This is a genomic window from Koromonas humicola (assembly GCF_059726255.1).
This window is the reverse complement of sequence record NZ_AP040873.1, coordinates 2,097,869-2,117,193: the sequence shown is the minus strand read 5'-3', so window position 1 is coordinate 2,117,193 and position 19,325 is coordinate 2,097,869. Positions and strand designations below refer to the sequence as shown.

22 protein-coding genes are annotated in these 19,325 nt (G+C 55.4%); 13 read left to right on the top strand and 9 right to left on the bottom strand.

What is annotated here, in order from left to right; all coding sequences use genetic code 11:
• The first annotated feature begins 78 nt into the window (after positions 1-78).
• Positions 79-1,149 (top strand): YpdA family putative bacillithiol disulfide reductase, encoded by a 1,071-nt coding sequence (locus AC6IZD_RS09180; RefSeq protein ID WP_497787393.1) that lies wholly within the window; start codon positions 79-81, stop codon positions 1,147-1,149.
• Positions 1,150-1,158: 9 nt separating this feature from the next.
• On the opposite strand, the gene cyaY is transcribed toward AC6IZD_RS09180, so the two are convergent.
• Both cyaY and AC6IZD_RS09170 read right to left on the bottom strand, forming a co-directional pair.
• Positions 1,159-1,488 carry an iron donor protein CyaY gene (cyaY, locus tag AC6IZD_RS09175; protein ID WP_497787392.1) on the bottom strand — a complete coding sequence of 110 codons (330 nt, stop codon included), beginning with the start codon at positions 1,486-1,488 and terminating at the stop codon, positions 1,159-1,161.
• Between the two features lie 32 nt (positions 1,489-1,520).
• Positions 1,521-2,504 carry a glycoside hydrolase family 71/99 protein gene (locus tag AC6IZD_RS09170; protein ID WP_497787391.1) on the bottom strand — a complete coding sequence of 328 codons (984 nt, stop codon included), beginning with the start codon at positions 2,502-2,504 and terminating at the stop codon, positions 1,521-1,523.
• 206 nt (positions 2,505-2,710) lie between these two features.
• On the opposite strand from AC6IZD_RS09170, the gene AC6IZD_RS09165 reads away from it, so the two are divergent.
• Positions 2,711-3,082: a response regulator gene (locus AC6IZD_RS09165; protein WP_497787390.1), complete on the top strand. Its 372-nt coding sequence runs from the start codon at positions 2,711-2,713 to the stop codon at positions 3,080-3,082.
• Between the two features lie 57 nt (positions 3,083-3,139).
• Here AC6IZD_RS09165 and recR read toward each other — a convergent pair whose 3' ends face one another.
• The 3 genes from recR to dnaX all read right to left on the bottom strand — a co-directional run bounded on the left by recR (position 3,140) and on the right by dnaX (position 6,161).
• Positions 3,140-3,739: a recombination mediator RecR gene (gene recR, locus AC6IZD_RS09160; protein WP_497787389.1), complete on the bottom strand. Its 600-nt coding sequence runs from the start codon at positions 3,737-3,739 to the stop codon at positions 3,140-3,142.
• Between the two features lie 108 nt (positions 3,740-3,847).
• A complete protein-coding gene (locus AC6IZD_RS09155; RefSeq protein ID WP_497787388.1) occupies positions 3,848-4,153 on the bottom strand; it encodes a YbaB/EbfC family nucleoid-associated protein in 306 nt (101 codons plus the stop codon).
• 4 nt (positions 4,154-4,157) lie between these two features.
• Positions 4,158-6,161: a DNA polymerase III subunit gamma/tau gene (gene dnaX, locus AC6IZD_RS09150; RefSeq protein ID WP_497787387.1), complete on the bottom strand. Its 2,004-nt coding sequence runs from the start codon at positions 6,159-6,161 to the stop codon at positions 4,158-4,160.
• A gap of 74 nt (positions 6,162-6,235) precedes the next feature.
• Between dnaX and AC6IZD_RS09145 the strand changes: the two genes are divergently transcribed.
• Together AC6IZD_RS09145 and AC6IZD_RS09140 are read left to right on the top strand one after the other, a co-directional pair.
• Positions 6,236-6,775 (top strand): NUDIX domain-containing protein, encoded by a 540-nt coding sequence (locus tag AC6IZD_RS09145; RefSeq protein ID WP_497787386.1) that lies wholly within the window; start codon positions 6,236-6,238, stop codon positions 6,773-6,775.
• A gap of 97 nt (positions 6,776-6,872) precedes the next feature.
• On the top strand, positions 6,873-7,142 hold the full coding sequence (locus AC6IZD_RS09140) for a hypothetical protein (RefSeq protein WP_497787385.1): 270 nt from the start codon (positions 6,873-6,875) through the stop codon (positions 7,140-7,142).
• Between the two features lie 62 nt (positions 7,143-7,204).
• Here the strand turns inward: AC6IZD_RS09140 and AC6IZD_RS09135 are convergent, their stop codons facing one another.
• The 3 genes from AC6IZD_RS09135 to AC6IZD_RS09125 form a co-directional block, all read right to left on the bottom strand.
• Positions 7,205-7,696 carry an SET domain-containing protein gene (locus tag AC6IZD_RS09135; protein ID WP_497787384.1) on the bottom strand — a complete coding sequence of 164 codons (492 nt, stop codon included), beginning with the start codon at positions 7,694-7,696 and terminating at the stop codon, positions 7,205-7,207.
• 130 nt (positions 7,697-7,826) lie between these two features.
• On the bottom strand, positions 7,827-8,012 hold the full coding sequence (locus tag AC6IZD_RS09130) for a hypothetical protein (protein WP_497787383.1): 186 nt from the start codon (positions 8,010-8,012) through the stop codon (positions 7,827-7,829).
• A gap of 13 nt (positions 8,013-8,025) precedes the next feature.
• Positions 8,026-8,589, bottom strand: a complete 564-nt coding sequence (locus tag AC6IZD_RS09125; protein WP_497787382.1) for a L,D-transpeptidase — start codon at positions 8,587-8,589, stop codon at positions 8,026-8,028.
• A gap of 468 nt (positions 8,590-9,057) precedes the next feature.
• On the opposite strand from AC6IZD_RS09125, the gene AC6IZD_RS09120 reads away from it, so the two are divergent.
• Genes AC6IZD_RS09120 through AC6IZD_RS09100 form a run of 5 tightly spaced genes read left to right on the top strand, consistent with a single transcriptional unit; the run spans position 9,058 to position 14,698 of the window.
• A complete protein-coding gene (locus AC6IZD_RS09120; RefSeq protein ID WP_497787381.1) occupies positions 9,058-10,227 on the top strand; it encodes a hydrogenase small subunit in 1,170 nt (389 codons plus the stop codon).
• Positions 10,228-10,229: 2 nt separating this feature from the next.
• Positions 10,230-11,162: a hydrogenase 2 operon protein HybA gene (gene hybA / locus AC6IZD_RS09115; RefSeq protein ID WP_497787380.1), complete on the top strand. Its 933-nt coding sequence runs from the start codon at positions 10,230-10,232 to the stop codon at positions 11,160-11,162.
• Positions 11,159-12,424, top strand: a complete 1,266-nt coding sequence (nrfD, locus tag AC6IZD_RS09110; RefSeq protein WP_497787379.1) for an NrfD/PsrC family molybdoenzyme membrane anchor subunit — start codon at positions 11,159-11,161, stop codon at positions 12,422-12,424. The genes hybA and nrfD overlap by 4 nt, the downstream gene beginning before the upstream one ends.
• Before the next feature lie 29 nt (positions 12,425-12,453).
• Positions 12,454-14,154, top strand: coding sequence for a nickel-dependent hydrogenase large subunit (locus AC6IZD_RS09105; protein WP_497787378.1), 1,701 nt, complete (start codon positions 12,454-12,456; stop codon positions 14,152-14,154).
• Between the two features lie 4 nt (positions 14,155-14,158).
• Positions 14,159-14,698 (top strand): hydrogenase maturation protease, encoded by a 540-nt coding sequence (locus AC6IZD_RS09100; RefSeq protein ID WP_497787377.1) that lies wholly within the window; start codon positions 14,159-14,161, stop codon positions 14,696-14,698.
• A gap of 63 nt (positions 14,699-14,761) precedes the next feature.
• Here AC6IZD_RS09100 and AC6IZD_RS09095 read toward each other — a convergent pair whose 3' ends face one another.
• Positions 14,762-16,045: an MFS transporter gene (locus AC6IZD_RS09095; protein ID WP_497787376.1), complete on the bottom strand. Its 1,284-nt coding sequence runs from the start codon at positions 16,043-16,045 to the stop codon at positions 14,762-14,764.
• Positions 16,046-16,130: 85 nt separating this feature from the next.
• Here AC6IZD_RS09095 and AC6IZD_RS09090 point away from each other — a divergent pair, with 85 nt between their 5' ends.
• From AC6IZD_RS09090 to AC6IZD_RS09075, 4 genes are all read left to right on the top strand, one after another.
• Positions 16,131-16,892 carry a hypothetical protein gene (locus AC6IZD_RS09090; protein ID WP_497787375.1) on the top strand — a complete coding sequence of 254 codons (762 nt, stop codon included), beginning with the start codon at positions 16,131-16,133 and terminating at the stop codon, positions 16,890-16,892.
• Between the two features lie 317 nt (positions 16,893-17,209).
• Positions 17,210-17,929 (top strand): Crp/Fnr family transcriptional regulator, encoded by a 720-nt coding sequence (locus AC6IZD_RS09085; RefSeq protein WP_497787374.1) that lies wholly within the window; start codon positions 17,210-17,212, stop codon positions 17,927-17,929.
• A gap of 202 nt (positions 17,930-18,131) precedes the next feature.
• Positions 18,132-18,626: a Crp/Fnr family transcriptional regulator gene (locus AC6IZD_RS09080; protein WP_497787373.1), complete on the top strand. Its 495-nt coding sequence runs from the start codon at positions 18,132-18,134 to the stop codon at positions 18,624-18,626.
• Positions 18,627-19,037: 411 nt separating this feature from the next.
• Positions 19,038-19,325, top strand: a complete 288-nt coding sequence (locus AC6IZD_RS09075) for a c-type cytochrome (protein ID WP_497787372.1) — start codon at positions 19,038-19,040, stop codon at positions 19,323-19,325.

Genomic DNA, 19,325 nt, shown 5'->3' with positions numbered 1-19,325 from the left:
GTCACCATAGCGTTTCGGCGCAAAGTATCGCTCGAGCGCCTTCCTTGGATGTAACATCTATCAGACAAGGGAGCGACGATGGAGCAATTCGACGTACTCATAATTGGCGCTGGTCCCACGGGACTCGCCTGCGCGATTGAGGCACGGCGTGCCGGGTACACGGCTGTAGCAGTAGACAAGGGATGCCTCTGCAACTCGCTTTATAACTATCCGACGAACATGACTTTTTTCACTACGCCGGAACTTCTTGAAATCGGGGATATCCCATTTGTTAGTGCTCAGCAAAAGCCTTCACGCCTTGAGGCGCTCGAATATTACCGCAAGGTGGCCGAGTTCTATCGATTGCAGGTGCGGCAGTTTCATACCGTCACCTCAGTAGAAGGCGCGGATGGAGCGTTCCTGGTGCATTGCACAGACATGCTCTCGAGTCCGGTTGAGTTCCTCGCTCGCAAGCTTGTTATTGCCACGGGCTATTACGATCTTCCTAACCGCATGGGTGTCTCCGGAGAAGATCTTCCCAAAGTCACGCATTACTATCGCGAGCCTCATCCCTACTATGATTCGGACGTGGTGGTCGTTGGCGCGAAGAACTCTGCAGCTATTGCCGCGCTGGAACTATGGAGGCACGGAGCTCGCGTGACACTTGTTCATCGCGGATCGGCGATTTCCAGCAACGTCAAGTACTGGATCAAGCCAGACATCGAGAACCGCATCAAGAATCACGAGATCGCCGCTTACTTCAACACGTCCATTCGCGAGATTACACCTGACGCGATCGTGCTCCAGAGTCCCAACGGGGAAGTCCGGTTAAAGAATGATTTCGTGTTGGCCATGACTGGCTATCATCCTGATTTCAGCTTCCTTCGCGCCCTCGGAATTCATATTGCTGATCAGCCTTCCTGCAAGCCGGTCGTTGACACGCATACCCTCGAGAGCAATGTACGTGGAATCTATCTGGCAGGAGTGATCATCGCCGGGATGAACACCAACGAAATATTCATCGAGAACGGGCGCTTTCATGGACTTCAGATCGCGAACGATCTCCGCCGTAAGTTGGGTGAACCAACTTCGGAGCCATTCATTCATGAGAATGCTGGGCGCGATGCTTCGACCGTAACCCCGCCTACACACTTGCGCAACGCCGAGTAGACACGCGCCTTAGCTCAGATTCACCGCATCTCCCGTCTGCTTTGATAGCAGGCGGGACATCAGTGTCATCAGCGGTTCCCCCGAATCGGCCAACACAAAGTCTGCATACGACTCGCTCCAATCAAGTTTGAAGCTCGTCGAAAGTGCAGAAATCCATATCTGGCGTGCGGCTGAGTTTGGCGAGATCACGAATGTTCCCGGCGGTTCTTCGAAATGTAAGTTCAACGCCCCGCCGCGCTCCTCTACCTCGAAGCCGCTGGCTTCTTCCACGTCGTACAGGGCACGAGTCAGCCGATCCATGGTCTGCTCAGCATGCGTTTGAAAAGTCTTATCGTCCATACGCGAATGATGATACGTCACAACTGTGCCGCTTAGCCCTTGCAGTTATGCGTGCCGCCTTCTACGTTCGTCCCTTCTTCGTAATCATTCCAGGTTTCGATCATCATGAAGGGAAGGGGTCTGCTTGCGTCGTAGTAGTGTCTGAACATCTGCAGTGACTCTTCGAGGGTTCTTCCGCATCGCGAATCCATGCGCCGGTTTCGGCTCCAGGAAGCCCTTGAGTCATTGAACCCGGGCCACGCCCCACCCACCGCCAACTTGTCCGGATAGTTTCGGGTCATAGTCGAGTAGAAGTATTCCAGGTACTCCTGCCCCCAATTGCTACCATCACGCTGCCAACCGGATTTCCCCGGTTGCACCCAGGCGTAGAAGCCATCGAAGGCCCTTGCCCACTTTGCCACAGGATCTTTGTAGATCAGGAGCGGTCGCTCTTCCCATGTATCCACGACCTGCCGTACGCGGTTCCAGTCAACGTTGGCGCCTTTCGGGAAAATGAACACAACGGGCTGCCCGTTGTATCGCAGATAAGCTCCGCTCGGTACCTGCGAAGAACGAGCGATATAGCGGTGATAGGCATAGCTTAGGTCTTCGAGGACCGCTTCCGTCGCGTTCGCCGGATCACTATCGTTTTCGTCGTACATAAGCGCAACCTTGAATCCCTCCGGATCCGAGTCTGCCAGCTGCTGGAGCAAGGCGTAGGAGCTGTCTTCAAATCGGTGATTCTTGCCGTACCAGTTCACCACGAACGCGGAGATTCCAAGCTGCTTGGCGTCGTTGATTTGCCTCTGCAGCACCGTCCGATCCTGAGATGAGTAGCCGACGTTGATATGGCCCGAGGCACCGAACCATGGCTGGTAAGCCGCCAGCATCAGTGGTTGGCGGGCGGTGGCTCCCGGGGTCTGGGCTCGAAGGGAGTGTCTATAATCAGTGCGGCTGCATGCCTGGCAAAATGCCATCGTTATGGCCAGCCCGGCGGCAAGTAGGCAGATTTTGGTACTTTGCTGTAGCATGTTCATCGGCGTTCTGAGAGTGCGGCGCAAGTAGATTTAGATGAGTGAACGCACATCTGTGTTGGTTTCTGGGGCTCTGGTTACGGCAGGCTAGCTTTTCCGGATAAGTTTAGTTTTGTAAAATCCGCCTTGAGCACCCCAGACAATCATCTCTCCTTCTATAATCGGTACGCTTGCAGCGTGACTCTAAGTTCCTGCATCGAAGAGGGTACATGACGGAAACCAAGGCAAAGCCTCGTGTGCTGGTCGTGGACGATGAGCATGTCATCGCCGATACGCTGGCAATCATTTTGAATCAAGCCGGATTTAATGCTTCCGCGGTCTACACCGGAAACGATGCGGTCGATTACGCCCGCAACAACAAGCCTGATCTCATTATCAGCGATGTGATTATGCCTGACATGAACGGCATTGAAGCGGCAATCCTCATTCGAGGATTCCTGCCGTCATGTAAGATCCTCCTTTTCTCAGGACAGGCCGCCACTGCCGACCTACTGGAAAATGCTCGCGCTCGTGGCCATGAGTTTGAGATTCTCGCCAAGCCTGTCCATCCTCAGGATCTGTTGGCCAAACTCCGCGGCTAAACCTGTAAACAATAAGCCCCGCACGAGGCGGGGCTTGTGTTTTGCTTCAATTCTCCTCTACATCTCTCGACGGCCTTCGAGCGCTCTTTGCAGTGTCACCTCGTCTGCATACTCAATATCACTACCCGCCGGAATCCCAGTCGCGATGCGCGTGACTCTCACGCCCGTTGGCTTTAGTTGCTTAGCCAGATAGACGGCCGTAGCCTCGCCCTCCACTGTCGGGTTCGTCGCTAAGATCACTTCGTCCAATTCGCCGCTTGTAGCCCGACGCATCAGGTTCGTGATCCTCAAGTGCTCTGGCCCTATGCCATGAATCGGTGAAAGGGTCCCGTGCAGAACGTGATATGAACCGTTGTAGCTGTGGCCCTTTTCAACGGCGGCAATGTTTGTTGGTTCTTCTACAACGCACACGGTTCTTAAATTACGCGTCGGATTCGAGCAGTACACACACGGGTCGATATCTGTGATGTTGTTGCAGATTGAGCAAAGGCGCAGGGAGGCTTTGATTTCACGAATGGCGTTTGCCAGCAACTCCGCATCCTCATCTGAGCTGCGAAGGATGTGGAATGCGTAGCGTTGTGCGCTCTTGCTTCCCACTCCGGGCAATTTCTTAAGTTCATCAATCAGTCGAGCCATAGGCTCGGCAAACTTGGCCATGACTTACATCGATCTCCGCGGATCGTTCTTCAAAGCACCTACTGTAATTGGATGCTCACCTGAAACTCACGTTTCGGGCCTAATGCAAGACGTTCCGCTCGCACTTGTTTAGAACAGTCCCGGGGGCAGGCCCATTCCGCCGAGCAATCCTCCGAGCTGTGATTGCACCGACGAATCCACCTTTCGCCCAGCTTCGTTCACCGCGGCCATCACGAGATCCTGCAACATCTCGATGTCGCTCGCAGCCTCTTTGTCAATCTTGACCGAGAGTAGCTGTTTCTCGCCATTCATTTTCACCAGAACGGCGCCGCCGCCTGCCGAAGCTTCGACTTGGGTTTCGCGCATCTTCTGCTGCATCTGCTGCTGCATTTCCTGCGCGCGCGACATCATCTCTTGAATCTGTTTCGGGTCCATGAACTCACCTTTCTGAACGGTCCATCACAATGCGCACTTCCGCGCCGAACTTTTCCATCATCCGCTTCACAACGGGTTCTTCCATAGCCCGAGTTTTGAAGCTCTCCGTGTTACCTACTCTCGGCGTGCTTCGTTGTGGCTTGCTTTCGCCAGTGTTTGTGGCTCCTGTAACCAGCCTCACCTTAACTGGAAGCCCTGCCACTCTACTGGCAGCTTGATTCGCAAGGCGCTCCTGCTCTTTTCCATAACTCAGCTCGATCATGCCTGCCGACATCTCAACCGAGACCGTGACTATATTGCCTTCGGCGCTCCACGCACCTTCCTCCAGAGCTGCATTCAGCATCTGCGAGCCGCCCTTCTCCATGGCTTGCAAAACTGCTTCCCGGATCGCGTCTGCATCCAGTGCTGCAGCGGAGGCCTTAGCTGGAGCTGGCGCTTCCATTCGCGGAGCTACTGCCAGAGCACCATTTTCGAAAGGGGCCGCGGACGGAGCGGCAAACGGCACTGCTTGTGGTCCTAGAACGGGAGGCCTCCCGCCGAACGTTATTGGCGGTCGCTGGAATTCCACTGTCTGGTTGGATGTCTGGCCTGCAAAGGATGGTGCACTTGATGTCGGGACCGGAGTGGCTGACATGTCTTCGCGGGCTTTCCGTGCCTTGTCCGCCTCAAATGGCGATGGCTTAGACGGCGGTTGCCCAAAGGGCGATCCGCCTCCGCCCACTGGAGGTCGAGGTGCAAAAGTCGGAGGTGGTACCGAGGGTCGTGCTATAGGAGCTGATGTAGGTGCGGGATTATGCCGAGCAGCCGGAGTAATAGCCGGAGAACTCGTCCGTGTCGCTGGCGCGTTGCTCGTCACAGCCGGTTCTGTCAGATTCACCGAACTCAGCAACTGTTCCAATGGAAGCAGACGCTGAGCATGCACCATTTTGAGGAGCCCAAGTTCTAGGTGGAACCTTTGTTCCTGCTTGTAGCTGACGTCGCCGTGAGTCCGCAGCATGATCTGCAGGAAGCGCGTGAGCTCTTCCTCGGCGAACATCGAGGCTACCTTAGATACTCGATTCTTTTCGTCAGAGCTGATCTGCAGAATAGGGCTTTCTGTCCCTGCAACTTTTGCCACGAGCGAATTGCGTAGAAAGCGAACCGTCTGCCGAGCAAAGTGGGTTGCGCTTTGGCCTTCGACCATCAGCTTATCGACAATCCGGAGTACTTCTTCGCTTGAGTCCTCGTGTACGGCGTTCATCACGCGTTCCAGGACCTCAGTCGAGACATTTCCGATGAGACCGCGAACCAAGTCAGCGGTGAGCACGTCGCCGCAGCATGAGATCGCCTGGTCCATGATGCTGAGCGCATCTCGCATCGAGCCATCGCCCGCTTCAGCCAGCAATGCCAATGCTTCGTCATCGACCTTCAGGTTTTCGGTCTTACTGATTTCCCGCAGATGATCGACAATCTCGTCAAACTTAACCGCATGAAAGCTGAAATGCTGGCAGCGCGATCGGATTGTCTGCGGAATGTCCTCCGGCTGTGTCGTTGCCATCATGAAGACCACCCACGATGGCGGTTCTTCCAGTGTCTTCAGCAGGGCATTGAACGCCGCATCGGTGACTTGGTGAGCTTCGTCCAGGATGAAGATCCTGTAGCGGTCACGCGCTGGCTCGGCTGTGGCCGTGGCAATCAACCCACGTACCTCTTCAATGCCGCGATTGGTCGCAGCGTCAATCTCGATAACGTCCATGGCGCCAACCGACCCTTCGCGAATCTCCCGGCAGGACGCACACACGCCACAGGGTTCAGCCACAGGATGGTCGCTGGATTGGCAATTCAGGGCCATGGCCAGAATACGAGCGATCGTAGTCTTTCCAATGCCGCGATGTCCGCTGAAAATGTAGCCGTGGGCAATGCGCTGTTGCTCCAACGCATTCTTTAGAGTGCGGACCACATGATCCTGTCCGATCACATCAGCAAACTTCTGGGGACGATATTTGCGCGCCAGGACTGTATAGCTCATGGGAGACTCCAATTATAGCGAAGCTTCACCCTGTTAAGCTTCAACTGATCGCTGCCCATAGGAGGATTCTCCGAATGCAAACTCTCAGTTCACGCATTGTGTACCAGAACCGGTGGATGACAGTTCGGGAGGACGAAATTCGCCGTGCTGACGGCTCTGATGGCATCTACGGTGTCGTCGACAAGCCCGACTGCGCCATCATCATTCCTGTCGAGAACGGTCGGGTCCACATGGTGCAGCAGTTCAAATATCCGGCGGGTGGTCGTTTTTGGGAATTTCCGCAAGGTACCTGGGAGCAGGCGACTAAATACACCATCGAAGACCTCGCACGAGGAGAGCTTCGGGAAGAGACCGGCCTCAAGGCGGGGCATCTGGAGTCTCTTGGGCGAATCTACGTGGCTTATGGATTCCTGTCTCAGCCCATGCACGTCTTTGTTGCTAGGGAACTAACTCAACTGGATGCTCGTCCCGAGCACGAGGAACAAGACATCATCCGAGGCTCTTTCAGTTGGGAGGAGTTTCACCACATGGTCCGCGACGGTCATATCGCTGATGCACAAACGTTGGCGGCACTCTCCCTCTTACGGCTGAGGCATCCCGAGTTGGTAGGCTAGCTCGGAATTCCAGTTCTAACCCTCCAGAATGTTATGGCGAATGTCTGAGAGTCGGCCTAATGCTTTCGACTAAGTTATTTCTTGCTACACTAACAACATGGCGAATCAGGCAATTACTGCTGCAATTAATCAGCTGAAGCAGGAGCATATCCGGCTTTGTAAAGAATTGGCGAGGGTCGACGAAGCATTGTCCGTCCTGGGTAACATGGACGGGGTGGAAGCCACTCCCGCGAAACCAGGCAGAAAACCCTCTGCTGCGGTGAAGGCACCTAAGCGCAAGATCTCAGCCGCCGCTCGCAAGAAGATGTCTGAGGCTGCCCGTGCTCGCTGGGCCGCTCGCAGGAAAGAAAAGCCGTCGGAGAAGTAACTAATCGCCGCGAAAGTGATTGGCGCGTGGTTCTCTGAGCTTCAGGGACTGGGGCTGTTGCTCTAGTGCTCCTGAACTGCCGCGCGCCTGTTAGTATTGCGACTGCTGCGCGGTTTCCTGTCAGCTTTTTCTGCACGCTTCCTTTTGGCCAACTCTCTTGGCGAATACATCGTTCCGCGACAATTCTTCGCCCCACACGTGCAGGGCGCTTCTCCCTCTCCATCGTAGAGGTAGTAGTCGTAAACCAATTCCTCGCCGGGTTCGATGTCACGCGTTGCTCGAATCCAGACGCGCTCGTCCTCGTCCTCTTCTGTTTCGCAGTTTGGCGCGCACGAATGATTCAAGTACATAGCCATGCCATACCCATCTACTACATACGTGCCATCGCCGACTCCGAACAGGTAAGTGTAGGGACGGTCATCATAGAGTCGGTCGGCGTCGTCGTGCTTCATGCGCGTGCCCGTGTACTCGACGACTAGGGTTCCTTTGGGGATGCGATCGAGAGTGAAAACGCCAGCGGCGTGGATGGCTGAAGAGCGGACGATTAGACGCATGATTTCTAATTGTAAATGGTCTCGTAGAACGAGAGTATGTGAGCGCCCGTCTTTGCGCGATTCACCTTAGCTCAGGCCCTTTCGCGCCAATGGCCACGAGTTCGGCTATTACTAATCGTGTCCGATAGCTCTAGCTACGTTCGATAACATTGATCATTCTGCTGGTTCCATTGCTTTTCGAGTTCTTCGCAAGAGATCGAATTCCCGCAAATACTTTGAAGAGCCACCCGAAAATAAGCTCTTCTATCACAATCGCCAATCCTATCGAGAGCATCAGCGCGGCTAGCGCCATCACAATCGTCATTGCCCGTTCCATGTCAACCCTCCAATTACTGACCTACGTGTGCCGCCAGCTCAGTAGCCGCAGCCATTACAACTGGCTTGTTCTCTGGTCCCGGGGTTCCAAACAACTCCGCCGTCAACTCATCGCGCTCGCCCCGAATCTCGACTACGTCTCCTGGGCGCACCAACTCAAATAGCTCTTCCAGGTCATTTTTGTTCATGCGAATGCATCCATGCGAAGCGCTCCTGCCAATCGACTTCGGGGCGTTGGTTCCGTGTATGCCATATCCTTTTTCGTTCAACCCGATCCAGCGGGTTCCGACAGGGTTTTGCGGTCCGGGTTCAACCTTTTTGCCTTTGTGGTAGTACGTCGGATTCGTTACCCTGGTCACGACCTTGAAGCTTCCGATGGGACTCGGCGTTTCACTTCGCCCGGTGGCGACCACGTATACCTTCTTAACTTGGCCTTGTTCCATGAGTGCAAGTTTGTGATCAGGGACACTTATTACAATCTGCCGGGTCTGTGCAGCCGAGGGGGCCATTAAAGCGACCAACATTAACGTCTGCGCTGTCGCTTGGTTCAGGAAGTTGTGAAGATCGAGAGCTTTCATCTTCGTGCCTTTCGTCCTACGCCCACGATAGAAGCAGCCACCGTGCCATGATTCAACCCGCTGAAAACAAAGTAGCTAGATTCCCAGGAGGAAGAATCTTCGTGTTCTCGTAGACACGTTACGTGTCACGGAGACCACATCTTCGCGTGATGGGGCGGGGAGGCGACGGGTTAGAACGGCTAGATATCGAGTCGTGGCGTTCCAGATTTGGAACCTAGGCGTTGTGACGAACGTCACTTGTGAAAGTGATCAAAATCAGTGCTCACACAGCTCTGAAGCGAGTATCACAATTTGCGGTGAGAGGAATCACTGCCTGGTGAGGCGTAATGAAAGATAAACAGAGCGCTGAATACACCCCATACGTGTATCCCGCCGGGCCTTCCCGACGACTTGAACCAGACTGTACCGGTCCAAGCTCGTTCGGCCGGAAGTACTGATGCAGGCAAATGTCACCGCACAGGAATTGACATGGCAAAAGACGCTATCGAAAAAGAAACAATAGCCCAAAGCTTGAAAAACGCGGGCTACTCACGTCGAGATTTCTTGCAGCTTTGTACCACGCTTGTGGCCACTGCTCCAATGGGATTGGCTCTCACAGAGAAGTCAACCCCGGCGGAAGTCGCCAAGGCTGTCGGAAAAGCCAAGAAACCCTCGGTCGTATGGCTTCACTTCCAAGACTGCACTGGCTGCTCCGAGACGCTACTCCGGACTTCGAAGCCCGATGTTGCAGACCTCATTCTCAACGTAATTTCTCTGGACTATCATGAGACCCTCATGGTCGCCTGCGGTCAGCAGGCTGAGGAAGCCCTGAATGCGGCTGTCGCCGAAAACGCCGGAAAATTCGTTCTGGTAGTTGAAGGCTCGATCCCGACAAAAGAGCAGGGCATCTACATGAAGCTCGGGGGACGCCCCGCGCTGGAAGTTCTGAAGGACGTGGGTTCCAAGGCGGCGGCAATCATTTCGATGGGGTCCTGCTCGTCTTGGGGCGGCGTGCCTTCGGCCGATCCGAACCCGACCGGCGCGACGGGTGTAGATTCGATCATCACCAACAAGCCGGTTGTCAATATTCCTGGCTGCCCGCCGAATCCGTACACTCTTCTTGGCGTGGTGCTCGAATACGCTGTCATGGCCAAGTTGCCCGATCTCGACGACTTGAAACGTCCAAAGTTTGCCTATGATCGTTTGATCCACGATCATTGCCCGCGCCGCGGACACTTCGATGCAGGCCGTTTCGCTGGACAGTTTGGCGACAAGGGTCACCGCGAAGGTTATTGCCTCTTCAAGTTGGGATGCAAAGGCCCAGTCACTCACGCTGGCTGCTCTACCCGCCACTTTAACGAAGTAGTTGATGCGTGGCCGATTGGTATCGGCGCTCCCTGCTTTGGTTGCACTGAAAAGTCGGTAGGCTTCCGCATTCCTGCGTTCTCCACCGTCGATGTTCACCTCGCTACCCCACCTGACACTTACGCTCCCATTTCCGGTACGATCGGCAAAGTTGGTGCCGCCGCTGCCGGACTTGTCGGTCTGGCTGCAGGCGCTCTAGGTGGCGCGACCTGGGCTGCTTCGCAGAAGCTTCAGAGCAGCGAAGAGGCGATCGCCGAACAGGACCGGAAGACGACGACTGTCGGAGGGAAGTAGCCATGGCAATGACACGCCGCGAGGCTGTAAAAAATCTCGCCAAGGGCAGTCTGCCGATTCTTGCGGCAGGTTGCGTGTCCACCGCCCTTCCAGAGGTTGCCCACGCTGAAGAAGCACCGATGCCGAAAGGAGCACTAGGTCTGCTTTACGATGCGACCCGGTGTGTTGGATGTAAATCGTGTATGGTGGCGTGTTCTCAGGCGAATGATCTGAAGCCCGACACTCGAATCGATGGAATCCATCAGGCTCCTCCCGAGCTCAACTACTTCACCAAGAACATCATCAAGCTGTACCGTACTGCCGACGGTTCGGATCACTCGTATTTCAAGCAGCAGTGCATGCACTGCGCCGATCCGGCCTGCATTACGGCTTGCATGTTCGGTGGCCTCCGCAAGGATGAGAATAATGGCATCGTCTGGTGGTTAGGCTCCAAGTGCGTTGGTTGCCGATACTGCGAAGTCGCTTGCCCCTTCCACATCCCGACGTTCCAGTGGGATGGGTTCAATCCGAAAATCGTTAAGTGCGAACTTTGCCGTCACCGCATTGCTGAAGGCAAAGAACCTGGATGTACTAGTGTTTGTCCGACTCAGGCGGTCATTTACGGAAAGCGTGAAGACCTGCTGAAGGAAGCCAAGCGCCGTATCGCAGCCAATCCCGGCCGCTACTTTGAAAACAAAGTGTATGGCGAGACCGAGGGTGGTGGCACGCAGGTTCTGTACCTCTCGCGAGTGGGCTTTGACAAGCTGGGATTGCCTGAGCTTGGCGAAGAATCTGTGCCGGAGCGGTTGAAGTTCCAGCACAAAATCTACAAGTGGCTGGCTCTGCCTGTAGCTCTTTATGCCGGTATGGTCGCGTTTGCCGGTAAGAACTTTAAGCATCACGCCCATCACTTGGCCGAAGAGCAGAAAAAGACCGGATTGAGGCCACAACTATGACACGCTGGGAGAGAAGTGTTCCTGTTTACGGTGTGCCCGTGCTCAACCGCGGATTCTGGGGCCTGCTGGTCGTCGTTGCGATCGGATTGGTTTTCACTGCAATCCGTGAAGTCGTCGGCATTGGTACCGGATCCGGCCTGACGATGTCGGGCATGTCAGACCCCTATGCGTGGGGTCTCTGGAAAACGTTTAACGTAATGGTCCTCACCGGTCTTGGCTCCGGCGGTTTCGCTGTGGGCATCGCCGCCTGGATCTTCAACCGGACCAAGTTGCACTCCGTGATGCGCGTGGCGCTCCTTACGAGCTTCCTCGCCTACTCCACCGGTCTGTGCATGCTTGGCGTTGACGTGGGCCGTCCCTGGAACTTCTACTGGGTAGTGATGCCCTGGCACTGGAACCTGAAGTCTCCTCTGCTGGAAATCGCGGTTTGCATGTCTCTCTATGCATCCGTGCCCTTGTTCCTGGAAAACCTGCCGCCGCTCTTCGAGTACATCATTTATGAATTCCCGAAGTGGCGCAGCATCGCGGAGTTCTGCGAAAAAGCCATGTCGAAGGTTTATCCCTTCATCATCGGCCTCGCCTACATCCTGCCGATCATGCACCAGTCTTCACTGGGCGCTCTGATGCTGCTGGGTGGCGATCGCGTTCACCCGCTCTGGCAGACGCCTTTCCTGCCCCTGATCTACGTTTGGGCAGCGGCGTATTTGGGATATAACTGCGTTGTCCTCTGCCTCCTTCTTGCCAAGATCACGTGGAAACGTGCTCTCGACATGGAGGTGATGGCCGAGCTGAACAAGCTGACCGTCTGGATCGTCTATGCTTGGACTGCTTTCCGCTTCCTCGACATCCTGGTTCGCGGCGCATTCAAGTATCTATTCATCGACGGCATCTTCTCTGTCCTGTTCTGGGTTGAAACGGCGCTGATTCTCGGTTCCGCTTACGTCCTGAACTCGGAAAAGGGGAAGGATCTGCGGACCATGTTCCTGGCGCACGCGGTTTGCGCTCTGGGGGGCATGATTTACCGCTTCAGCCCGACGACCCTGGCCTTCTCGGCCAAGAGCGGCGCGTTCTATTTCCCGTCTGCCATCGAGTTCCTCGTCTGCGTTGGCTTCATTGCCATCGCCGCACTAGCCTATTTGGTCGCGGTAAAGAAGCTGGCGATTCTGCCCGGCTCCAATGCCGATTGGCTTAAGATGGCTGAATACGAGGAGCAGGTTAAACCCGGAATCCAGTTGACTGGCTACGCACCAGTGGAACACTAATCCACGACACCGACTAGAAGGTTTCAAAAATGGCGAAACGTATAACGATTGACCCCATCAGCAGGATTGAAGGACACCTCCGCGTCGACGTGGAAGTGGAGAATGGATCGGTTTCTAATTCCTGGTCCTCCTGCACAATGTGGCGCGGCATTGAGAACATCCTCAAGGGCCGCGATCCTCGTGAAGCCTGGCTGTTTACCCAGCGCTTCTGCGGCGTGTGCACCACCGTGCATGCAATGGCTAGCGTTCGTTCAGTTGAAAACGCACTGAACCTCGAGATTCCTCTGAACGCTCAGTACATCCGCAACCTGATTCTCATTAACCATGCGTTGCACGATCACATCGTGCACTTCTATCACCTATCCGCTCTGGACTTCGTTGACATCCTGAAGATCCCTGCGGCCGACCCGGCGAAGACCAGTGCTTTGGCCGAGAGCCTCACCGCTTGGGGTGGAAACTCCAAGAAGGCGATGGCAGCTGCGCAGGACAAGGTCAAGGCTGTTGCGGCCAGCGGTCAGCTTGGTATCTTCACCAACGGCTATTGGGGACACCCGGCCATGAAGCTGAGCCCCGAGGTCAACCTGCTCGCGTTCGCACACTACGTGCAGGCCCTCGAATATCAGCGCAAGGCCGTTCAGGCTGTCGCAATCCTTGGCTCCAAGAGCCCGCATATCCAGAACCTCACGGTGGGCGGCGTGTCCAACGCCATCAACCTTGATAGCCTCGCGACCCTGAACATGGATCGTCTGGTAATGATCAAGAAGTTGATGGACGAAGTGAAGCCGTTCGTCGAGCAGGTTTACCTGCCTGACGTCTGTGCTATCGCCGGCATGTATGCCGACTGGTTCAACTACGGCGCGGGTGTAACGAATTACTTGGCTGCTCCAGATCTGCCGCTCGATGGAAAGAGCACGAAGTTCGACCTCGTCGGCGGTTACATCATGGACGGCAACCTTTCCAGCGTTCACCGTTTCAACGGCTTCAACGACAAGGCATTTGTTGACGGAGTTACGGAAGAGACGAAGCACGCATGGTACAAGGGCGAAGAGCCTCTCCATCCGTGGAAGGGCGAGACCGATCCCGAGTACACGGATTGGCAGGCAGACGGCAAGTACTCTTGGGTCAAGGCGCCTCGTTTCAATGGACGTCCGATGCAGGTTGGTCCACTGGCGCAAATTCTTGTTGGCTATGCTGCAGGCGACCCGCTCACCCGCAAGCACACGGACAAGGCTCTGGATCTCATTTCGACCGTTGCTGGCCGCCGCATCGGCGTAGCTCAGTTGCAGTCGACGATGGGCCGCCATGTTGCCCGCGCCATCCGCGCCTCCATGCTGGCCGAACTCGGCGAGAAGCACTGGCAGTTGTTGGTCGACAACATTGCGAAGGGCGACGTTGCCATCCACAACAACCCGGACTTCCCCTCGGGCGAGATCGAAGGCGTTGGCGTTCATGAAGCTCCGCGCGGCTTGCTCTCGCACTGGTCGGTAATCAAGGGTGGCAAGCTGACCAACTATCAGGCTGTCGTGCCCTCGACTTGGAATAGCTCTCCTCGCGACGCAAAAGGACAGCATGGTCCGTATGAGGCCTCGCTGCTCAAGAACCCGATCGCTGATCCGGTTCGTCCGCTGGAAGCAATCCGTACCATTCACTCGTTCGATCCTTGCATGGCTTGCGCTTGCCACACCTTCGATCCCGAAGGCAAGGCAATCACAACAGTAAAGGTGCTGTAACTACATGAAGAAGATCAAGATCTGCGGCGTCGGCAGTGTCCTGCTTGGCGATGATGCGGTGGGACCCTATACGGCTCGTTGGATCGCGGCCAATTACGAATTCGGTAAAGGTGTCGAGGTCGAAGACCTCGGCACCCCCGGCCTCGACTTGATCGCGTACATGACTGGAATCGATGTGCTGATCCTGATCGACTCAGTGGATAACAGCGCTCCGGCTGGCACCGTGACTGTCTACGACAAGGAGACAATTACTAGCCAGCGGCCTGCAATTCGGCTCGACCCTCATTCACCTGCTATTACCGAATCGATCTTCGTTGCCGAACTCGCTGGCGACGCTCCCGAAGATGTGTATCTCATCGGGGTGACTGGCGAGCAGCTTGAGGTCGGAGCGTCTCTTAGCGAATCGGTAAGCAACGCCATTCCCAAGGTTGTGGAGAAGGCGCTGGAGCGCGTAACGCTCCACGGCGGCACCTTCAAGAAGCGTGAAACCGCCACCGATATGCAGATTTGGTGGGAAGATTCGAGAGTGAGCGCAACAGCGTAAAGTTCTGCTGGAACTTGTATGTTCCTGAGTGGCCGATACCTAAATGGTTCGGCCACTTTTTTACTATCGAGTGTCTGTGAGATTCTGCTCCGCGATGACGGCTAGCGACTCGGGAGTCAAGCGATCGACTTGGCGCAGTGCAGGGAAGAACCGACTCCACAGACTCACAACGACCAAAGTCCCAATCCCTCCGGCAACTACCGCGGGCACGGCGCCCATCCACTGTGCGGTAATGCCGCTTTCAAACTGTCCGAATTCGTTCGATGCCCCGATGAACAGCATGTTGACTGCGCTGACTCGACCGCGCATCTCGTCAGGAGTGGCAAGTTGTACGACAGTCGAGCGAACGATCACAGATACCATGTCTGCCGATCCCACCATAAAAAGGGCGAACATCGATAGGTAGATGTTGTGCGAAAGCCCGAATAGCACGGTGGCAGCTCCGAAAGCGGCGACGCAGCACAACATTTTCGCGCCAGCCCTGCGGCGCATAGGGCGATAAGCGAGCGTGATCGCCATAATGGCTGCGCCAATTCCGGGTGATGCGCGCAGAAGCCCAAGTCCACGCGGGCCGGCATTCAGGATCTCGCGCGCAAAAATTGGCAACAGCGCGACAGCTCCACCGAGAAGCACCGCGAATAAATCTAGCGTCGTGGCGCCCAGAATAAGTTTGTTGCGCAGTACGTATTCGAACCCAGCAAGCACCGCCTTCCAGTCGCGTGACTGGCTTATCTGTTGCACACCTCTGATCTCGATGGCCAGCATCAACAGGACTGCGCCTGTGAGTGCGAGCGCTGCGGATGCATAGACCGCGACAGGGCTCCCACGAAGTGCATAGAGAACTCCGCCGATGACTGGCCCCAGAATGGTTGCGGCATTAAAAATGGAGGAGCCCCAGGCCGCTGCGTTAGGAAAGACCTCGGGTGGGACGAGCAGGGGCGAGAATGCCTGTCCTGCCGGGCCGTTGAACACCCTTACGAAACCCATTGCGACCAGCACCAGGTATACGGAAGTGACGCGGTGAATGCCTTGCACCGTGAGCGTAAGCAGGGCCAACGAGCACAGAGCAAAGCTCGCATAGCATGCGAGAAGCACCTTCCGCCGATCGAAGCGGTCTGCTACATGCCCGCCTGCGAGGAAGAGCAGCAATCCGGGGAGAAACTGCGCCAATCCAACGAAGCCGAGGTCCAGCGGTCGGCGAGTAATCTCGTAAACCTGCCAGCCTACGGCTACGGATTGCATCTCAAGTCCGGCAACCACGAGGAAGCGCGCTGCCTGAAAGTATCTGAAATTGGGATAGCGAAAGGCGGCACCTGCCGCTCGATGTTCGACGTCCACTGCTGTCATGACTTTCTCTACTTTGCCACAGTGAACCCGAGGTCGGCGAATCTGGCACCGTCCCAAACTATGGCTGCAATGCCATAATGAACTTATGCCTCAGTCCCCTAAGCCGCCCTCGTTAGCATCTGCGGTTCTGCGCTGGCAGCGCGATTCCATCCGAGCGCGTGGCTTCGTTGGCTCGATGAAGTATCTCGCGACGCAGTTTGTCGAATGCTTCAGAGACTCGCTACCGGAACGTCGCCGCAGTCGGTTCGGCGACATCGATTACGACTGCGATCACGCGGTGGATACGACGTGGGCCCGCCTGCCTCTCTCGGTCAGGCTGCGGGAGGTATTTAGCGAGCGACTCTATCAGCCGACCGTTGAGCAGGAGTTCGAGGCCATCATGCTTCATTTGGCACGGGTCGACTTGCAGTCGTATACGTTCATAGATCTAGGGTCGGGCAAGGGAAGAGTGCTCTTGATGGCCTCCATGTATCCCTTTTCGCGTATTGTCGGAGTCGAAGTACAGCCGGAGTTGGACGCCATCGCTCGTGAGAACATTGTACGATTTCATGATTCCGGCCAGCAGTGCCACAACCTTCAGTGCGTGTGTACTGACGCTCGCGAATACGAATTTCCTTTGACCAATATCGTTCTGTACCTGTTCAATCCTTTCCCGGATTACGTGTTGAGACGGGTCCTGGAGAACTTGATTGATTCGGCCCGACGTGCGCCACGGGAGATTCTGGTCCTCTATAACGCTCCGTTTGAACAGCAGGAGTTTGAGCGCTTCCCCGAGTTCCGGCGATTCTACGACGGTACCCAGTACCAGCTATATCTTGCCGAGCTGGCCGAGGGCGTTCGCGACTGAACGGCGAAGCAAGTGCTTCGTTTGTAGCTCGATACGGGGAAGTCTAAAAGTACTTAATAAGCTCCAATCGTCCGAACTTTAATGTGTGCGATAGGTCACTGAAATGTGATGGCGTCACAATTGTATGTGATGGACGCACTTCCTTTAGGTGCTATGTAAACCGTACAAGCTTATGCGAGGCATGTGTGTGTCCGGGTTGGGTTGCCATGGTGCTTGCAACGTAAAACGGGTTCATCGTGCAGATGTAAAAGTGCGGCCAATCAAAGCCGCCCCATTCGGGCCCGTGTCGAGCTCGAAAAGTTACCGAGGGGGAACCAGTGCTTACACCGTACGGTCTGGACATAATCGAGAGCTGCCTCACCTGCAAGATGAGGGCAGATCAGATTTTCTGCGATTTGCCCGACGCCGCCCTCCAATCCTTCGAACAGATCAAATACGCGACCGCATATCCGAAGGGTGCGATTCTATTTGTCGAAGGCCAGGCGCCACGAGGCATTTTCGTACTCTGCAAAGGGCGAGTGAAGCTTTCCATCTGCTCAACGGATGGCAAGACCCTCATTCTCAAAATCGCGGAAGCCGGTGAAGTGCTCGGCCTCAGCGCATCCGTCAGTGGTAAGCCATACGAATTGACGGCTGAAACCATCGACCCTTGCCAAATCAATTTTGTTAAGCGTGAAGATTTCCTGCGCTTGCTCAAGGAGCACGCAGATGCTTGCCTGCGGGTTGCCGAGCAACTCAGTGAGAAGTACAACGCCGCCTGCCGCGAAATTCGCTCACTCGGTCTTTCCCACTCTGCCGCAGAAAAGCTGGCCAAGCTTCTTCTAGATTGGGCCGCCAAGAACGGAGAGGGTGCGAAACAGGAACCTCGCATTAAGTTGGCGTTGACCCACGAAGAGATCGCACAAATGATCGGCACCTCGCGCGAAACAGTCACTAGACTGTTCGCGGAAATGAAGAAGCGACAAATTGTGCAGTCCAAGGGTTCCACTTTGGTAATTCGAAACAAAACTGCCCTCAAGGCATTATCTACCGCATAAGTTCGGCTCTAATTTGTAAATACGTCGGTCCGGCCCCGCGCCGGACCGTTCTTTTCTGTGCAGGTGTATTCGGGTGTGTTTTCGTGATTGCTGAATCGGGGTCGTGTGCTTGAGCGTCCTGTGGCGGGACTCACGATGGGGGGTGACTCGAATCACAGCGTCCAATTTGCACAAAAGATACAACCCTGTCATGGAGAGTGATATGCAGTCCAGCTGCACACAATGCGCATTCCGCACCGATCGCCCCTTCTGCGACATGTCGGCGGATGCAATCAGCAGCTTCGATGGAATCAAAGAACAGTCGCAACTCGGAAAGGGCGCATTACTGTTTTCGGAAGGTCGTCCCTCACGTGGTGTATATGTTCTTTGTGACGGCCGCGCCAAACTCTCCATTTGTTCGGAGAGCGGCAAGCGCCTGATGCTTCGCGTCGCCGGGCCAGGTGAAGTCCTCGGACTTGGCGCCACGCTTAGTGGCGATTCTTACGAGGTCTCGGCCGAGCTGCTGGATTCTGCCAAGGTGTCATTTATCAAGCGCAAGGACCTCATGAAGTTTCTTCGCGAAAATCCAACCGTCTGCATGGAGGTGGTTCGCCGCCTCAGCGACGATCTTCATGGCGCGTACGAGCGGGTTCGTTCCATAGGACTTACGCGTGCGCGCAGAAGTCGTGTTCAACGGCCAAGGCCAATAGCTTCGTAAATCAAATCGCATTCTTATTCCATAACGGGCCGCTTCACCGCGGCCTTTCCTATTGCTAGACGATTTATCTGTCTGATGTTCTGAGCACTTGCAATTCTCCGGAGCAGGAACCATCATGCTAGGCAAAGTTTTTGGGGTAATACTTTCAAAAGCTTCAGAGGTATCTCTGAATGTCATTGCCGCGGTTGCTGTCGGCGCGACCCGCCCGTCCTCCCCCGATGAACGCTGCCCGAAGCCTGCCGCCACCCGAGGTATCCGTGTGACAGAAGTCACGGAATGTCGTGAGTACACTCACTGCCCCCGGTGCGGTGCAGATGCGAAAACCAATAGAGTCCTGAAAAAGCGGATAGCAGTGTACCCGAACCGTCTTGACGTTTTCAGGATGTGCCTAGCAATACATGGGGAGAATCAATGAAAAGATTCTTTGCGATTGCGATCGTTGCCACGATGGCTATGCCTCTCTTTGCCGCCGATGGTGCCGCCGTCTACAAGGCAAGGTGCTCAGGTTGTCATGGCGCCGATGGTTCAAAGTCGATTCCTGCAATGGGTGTTAAACCGCTGAACACCCCTGAAGTGAAGGGGAAGTCTGAAGCGCAGCTAGCCGAAGTTGTCACGAAAGGGAAGGGAAAGATGAAGGCCCAGAACGTGACTCCGGACGAAGCAAAGGCGGTTGCAGCTTATGTGAAGTCTCTGAAGTAG

Coding starts and splice junctions, on each gene's coding strand:
- AC6IZD_RS09165 (WP_497787390.1), top strand. CDS start 2,711: ATGACGGAAACCAAGGCAAAGCCTCGTGTGCTGGTCGTGGACGATGAG.
- AC6IZD_RS09125 (WP_497787382.1), bottom strand. CDS start 8,589: ATGAAAGCTCTCGATCTTCACAACTTCCTGAACCAAGCGACAGCGCAG.
- AC6IZD_RS09120 (WP_497787381.1), top strand. CDS start 9,058: ATGGCAAAAGACGCTATCGAAAAAGAAACAATAGCCCAAAGCTTGAAA.
- AC6IZD_RS09145 (WP_497787386.1), top strand. CDS start 6,236: ATGCAAACTCTCAGTTCACGCATTGTGTACCAGAACCGGTGGATGACA.
- hybA (WP_497787380.1), top strand. CDS start 10,230: ATGGCAATGACACGCCGCGAGGCTGTAAAAAATCTCGCCAAGGGCAGT.
- recR (WP_497787389.1), bottom strand. CDS start 3,739: ATGGCCAAGTTTGCCGAGCCTATGGCTCGACTGATTGATGAACTTAAG.
- AC6IZD_RS09090 (WP_497787375.1), top strand. CDS start 16,131: ATGCCTCAGTCCCCTAAGCCGCCCTCGTTAGCATCTGCGGTTCTGCGC.
- AC6IZD_RS09155 (WP_497787388.1), bottom strand. CDS start 4,153: ATGGACCCGAAACAGATTCAAGAGATGATGTCGCGCGCGCAGGAAATG.
- dnaX (WP_497787387.1), bottom strand. CDS start 6,161: ATGAGCTATACAGTCCTGGCGCGCAAATATCGTCCCCAGAAGTTTGCT.
- AC6IZD_RS09130 (WP_497787383.1), bottom strand. CDS start 8,012: ATGGAACGGGCAATGACGATTGTGATGGCGCTAGCCGCGCTGATGCTC.
- AC6IZD_RS09170 (WP_497787391.1), bottom strand. CDS start 2,504: ATGAACATGCTACAGCAAAGTACCAAAATCTGCCTACTTGCCGCCGGG.
- AC6IZD_RS09140 (WP_497787385.1), top strand. CDS start 6,873: ATGGCGAATCAGGCAATTACTGCTGCAATTAATCAGCTGAAGCAGGAG.
- nrfD (WP_497787379.1), top strand. CDS start 11,159: ATGACACGCTGGGAGAGAAGTGTTCCTGTTTACGGTGTGCCCGTGCTC.
- AC6IZD_RS09100 (WP_497787377.1), top strand. CDS start 14,159: ATGAAGAAGATCAAGATCTGCGGCGTCGGCAGTGTCCTGCTTGGCGAT.
- AC6IZD_RS09080 (WP_497787373.1), top strand. CDS start 18,132: ATGCAGTCCAGCTGCACACAATGCGCATTCCGCACCGATCGCCCCTTC.
- AC6IZD_RS09105 (WP_497787378.1), top strand. CDS start 12,454: ATGGCGAAACGTATAACGATTGACCCCATCAGCAGGATTGAAGGACAC.
- AC6IZD_RS09095 (WP_497787376.1), bottom strand. CDS start 16,045: ATGACAGCAGTGGACGTCGAACATCGAGCGGCAGGTGCCGCCTTTCGC.
- cyaY (WP_497787392.1), bottom strand. CDS start 1,488: ATGGACGATAAGACTTTTCAAACGCATGCTGAGCAGACCATGGATCGG.
- AC6IZD_RS09075 (WP_497787372.1), top strand. CDS start 19,038: ATGAAAAGATTCTTTGCGATTGCGATCGTTGCCACGATGGCTATGCCT.
- AC6IZD_RS09180 (WP_497787393.1), top strand. CDS start 79: ATGGAGCAATTCGACGTACTCATAATTGGCGCTGGTCCCACGGGACTC.
- AC6IZD_RS09135 (WP_497787384.1), bottom strand. CDS start 7,696: ATGCGTCTAATCGTCCGCTCTTCAGCCATCCACGCCGCTGGCGTTTTC.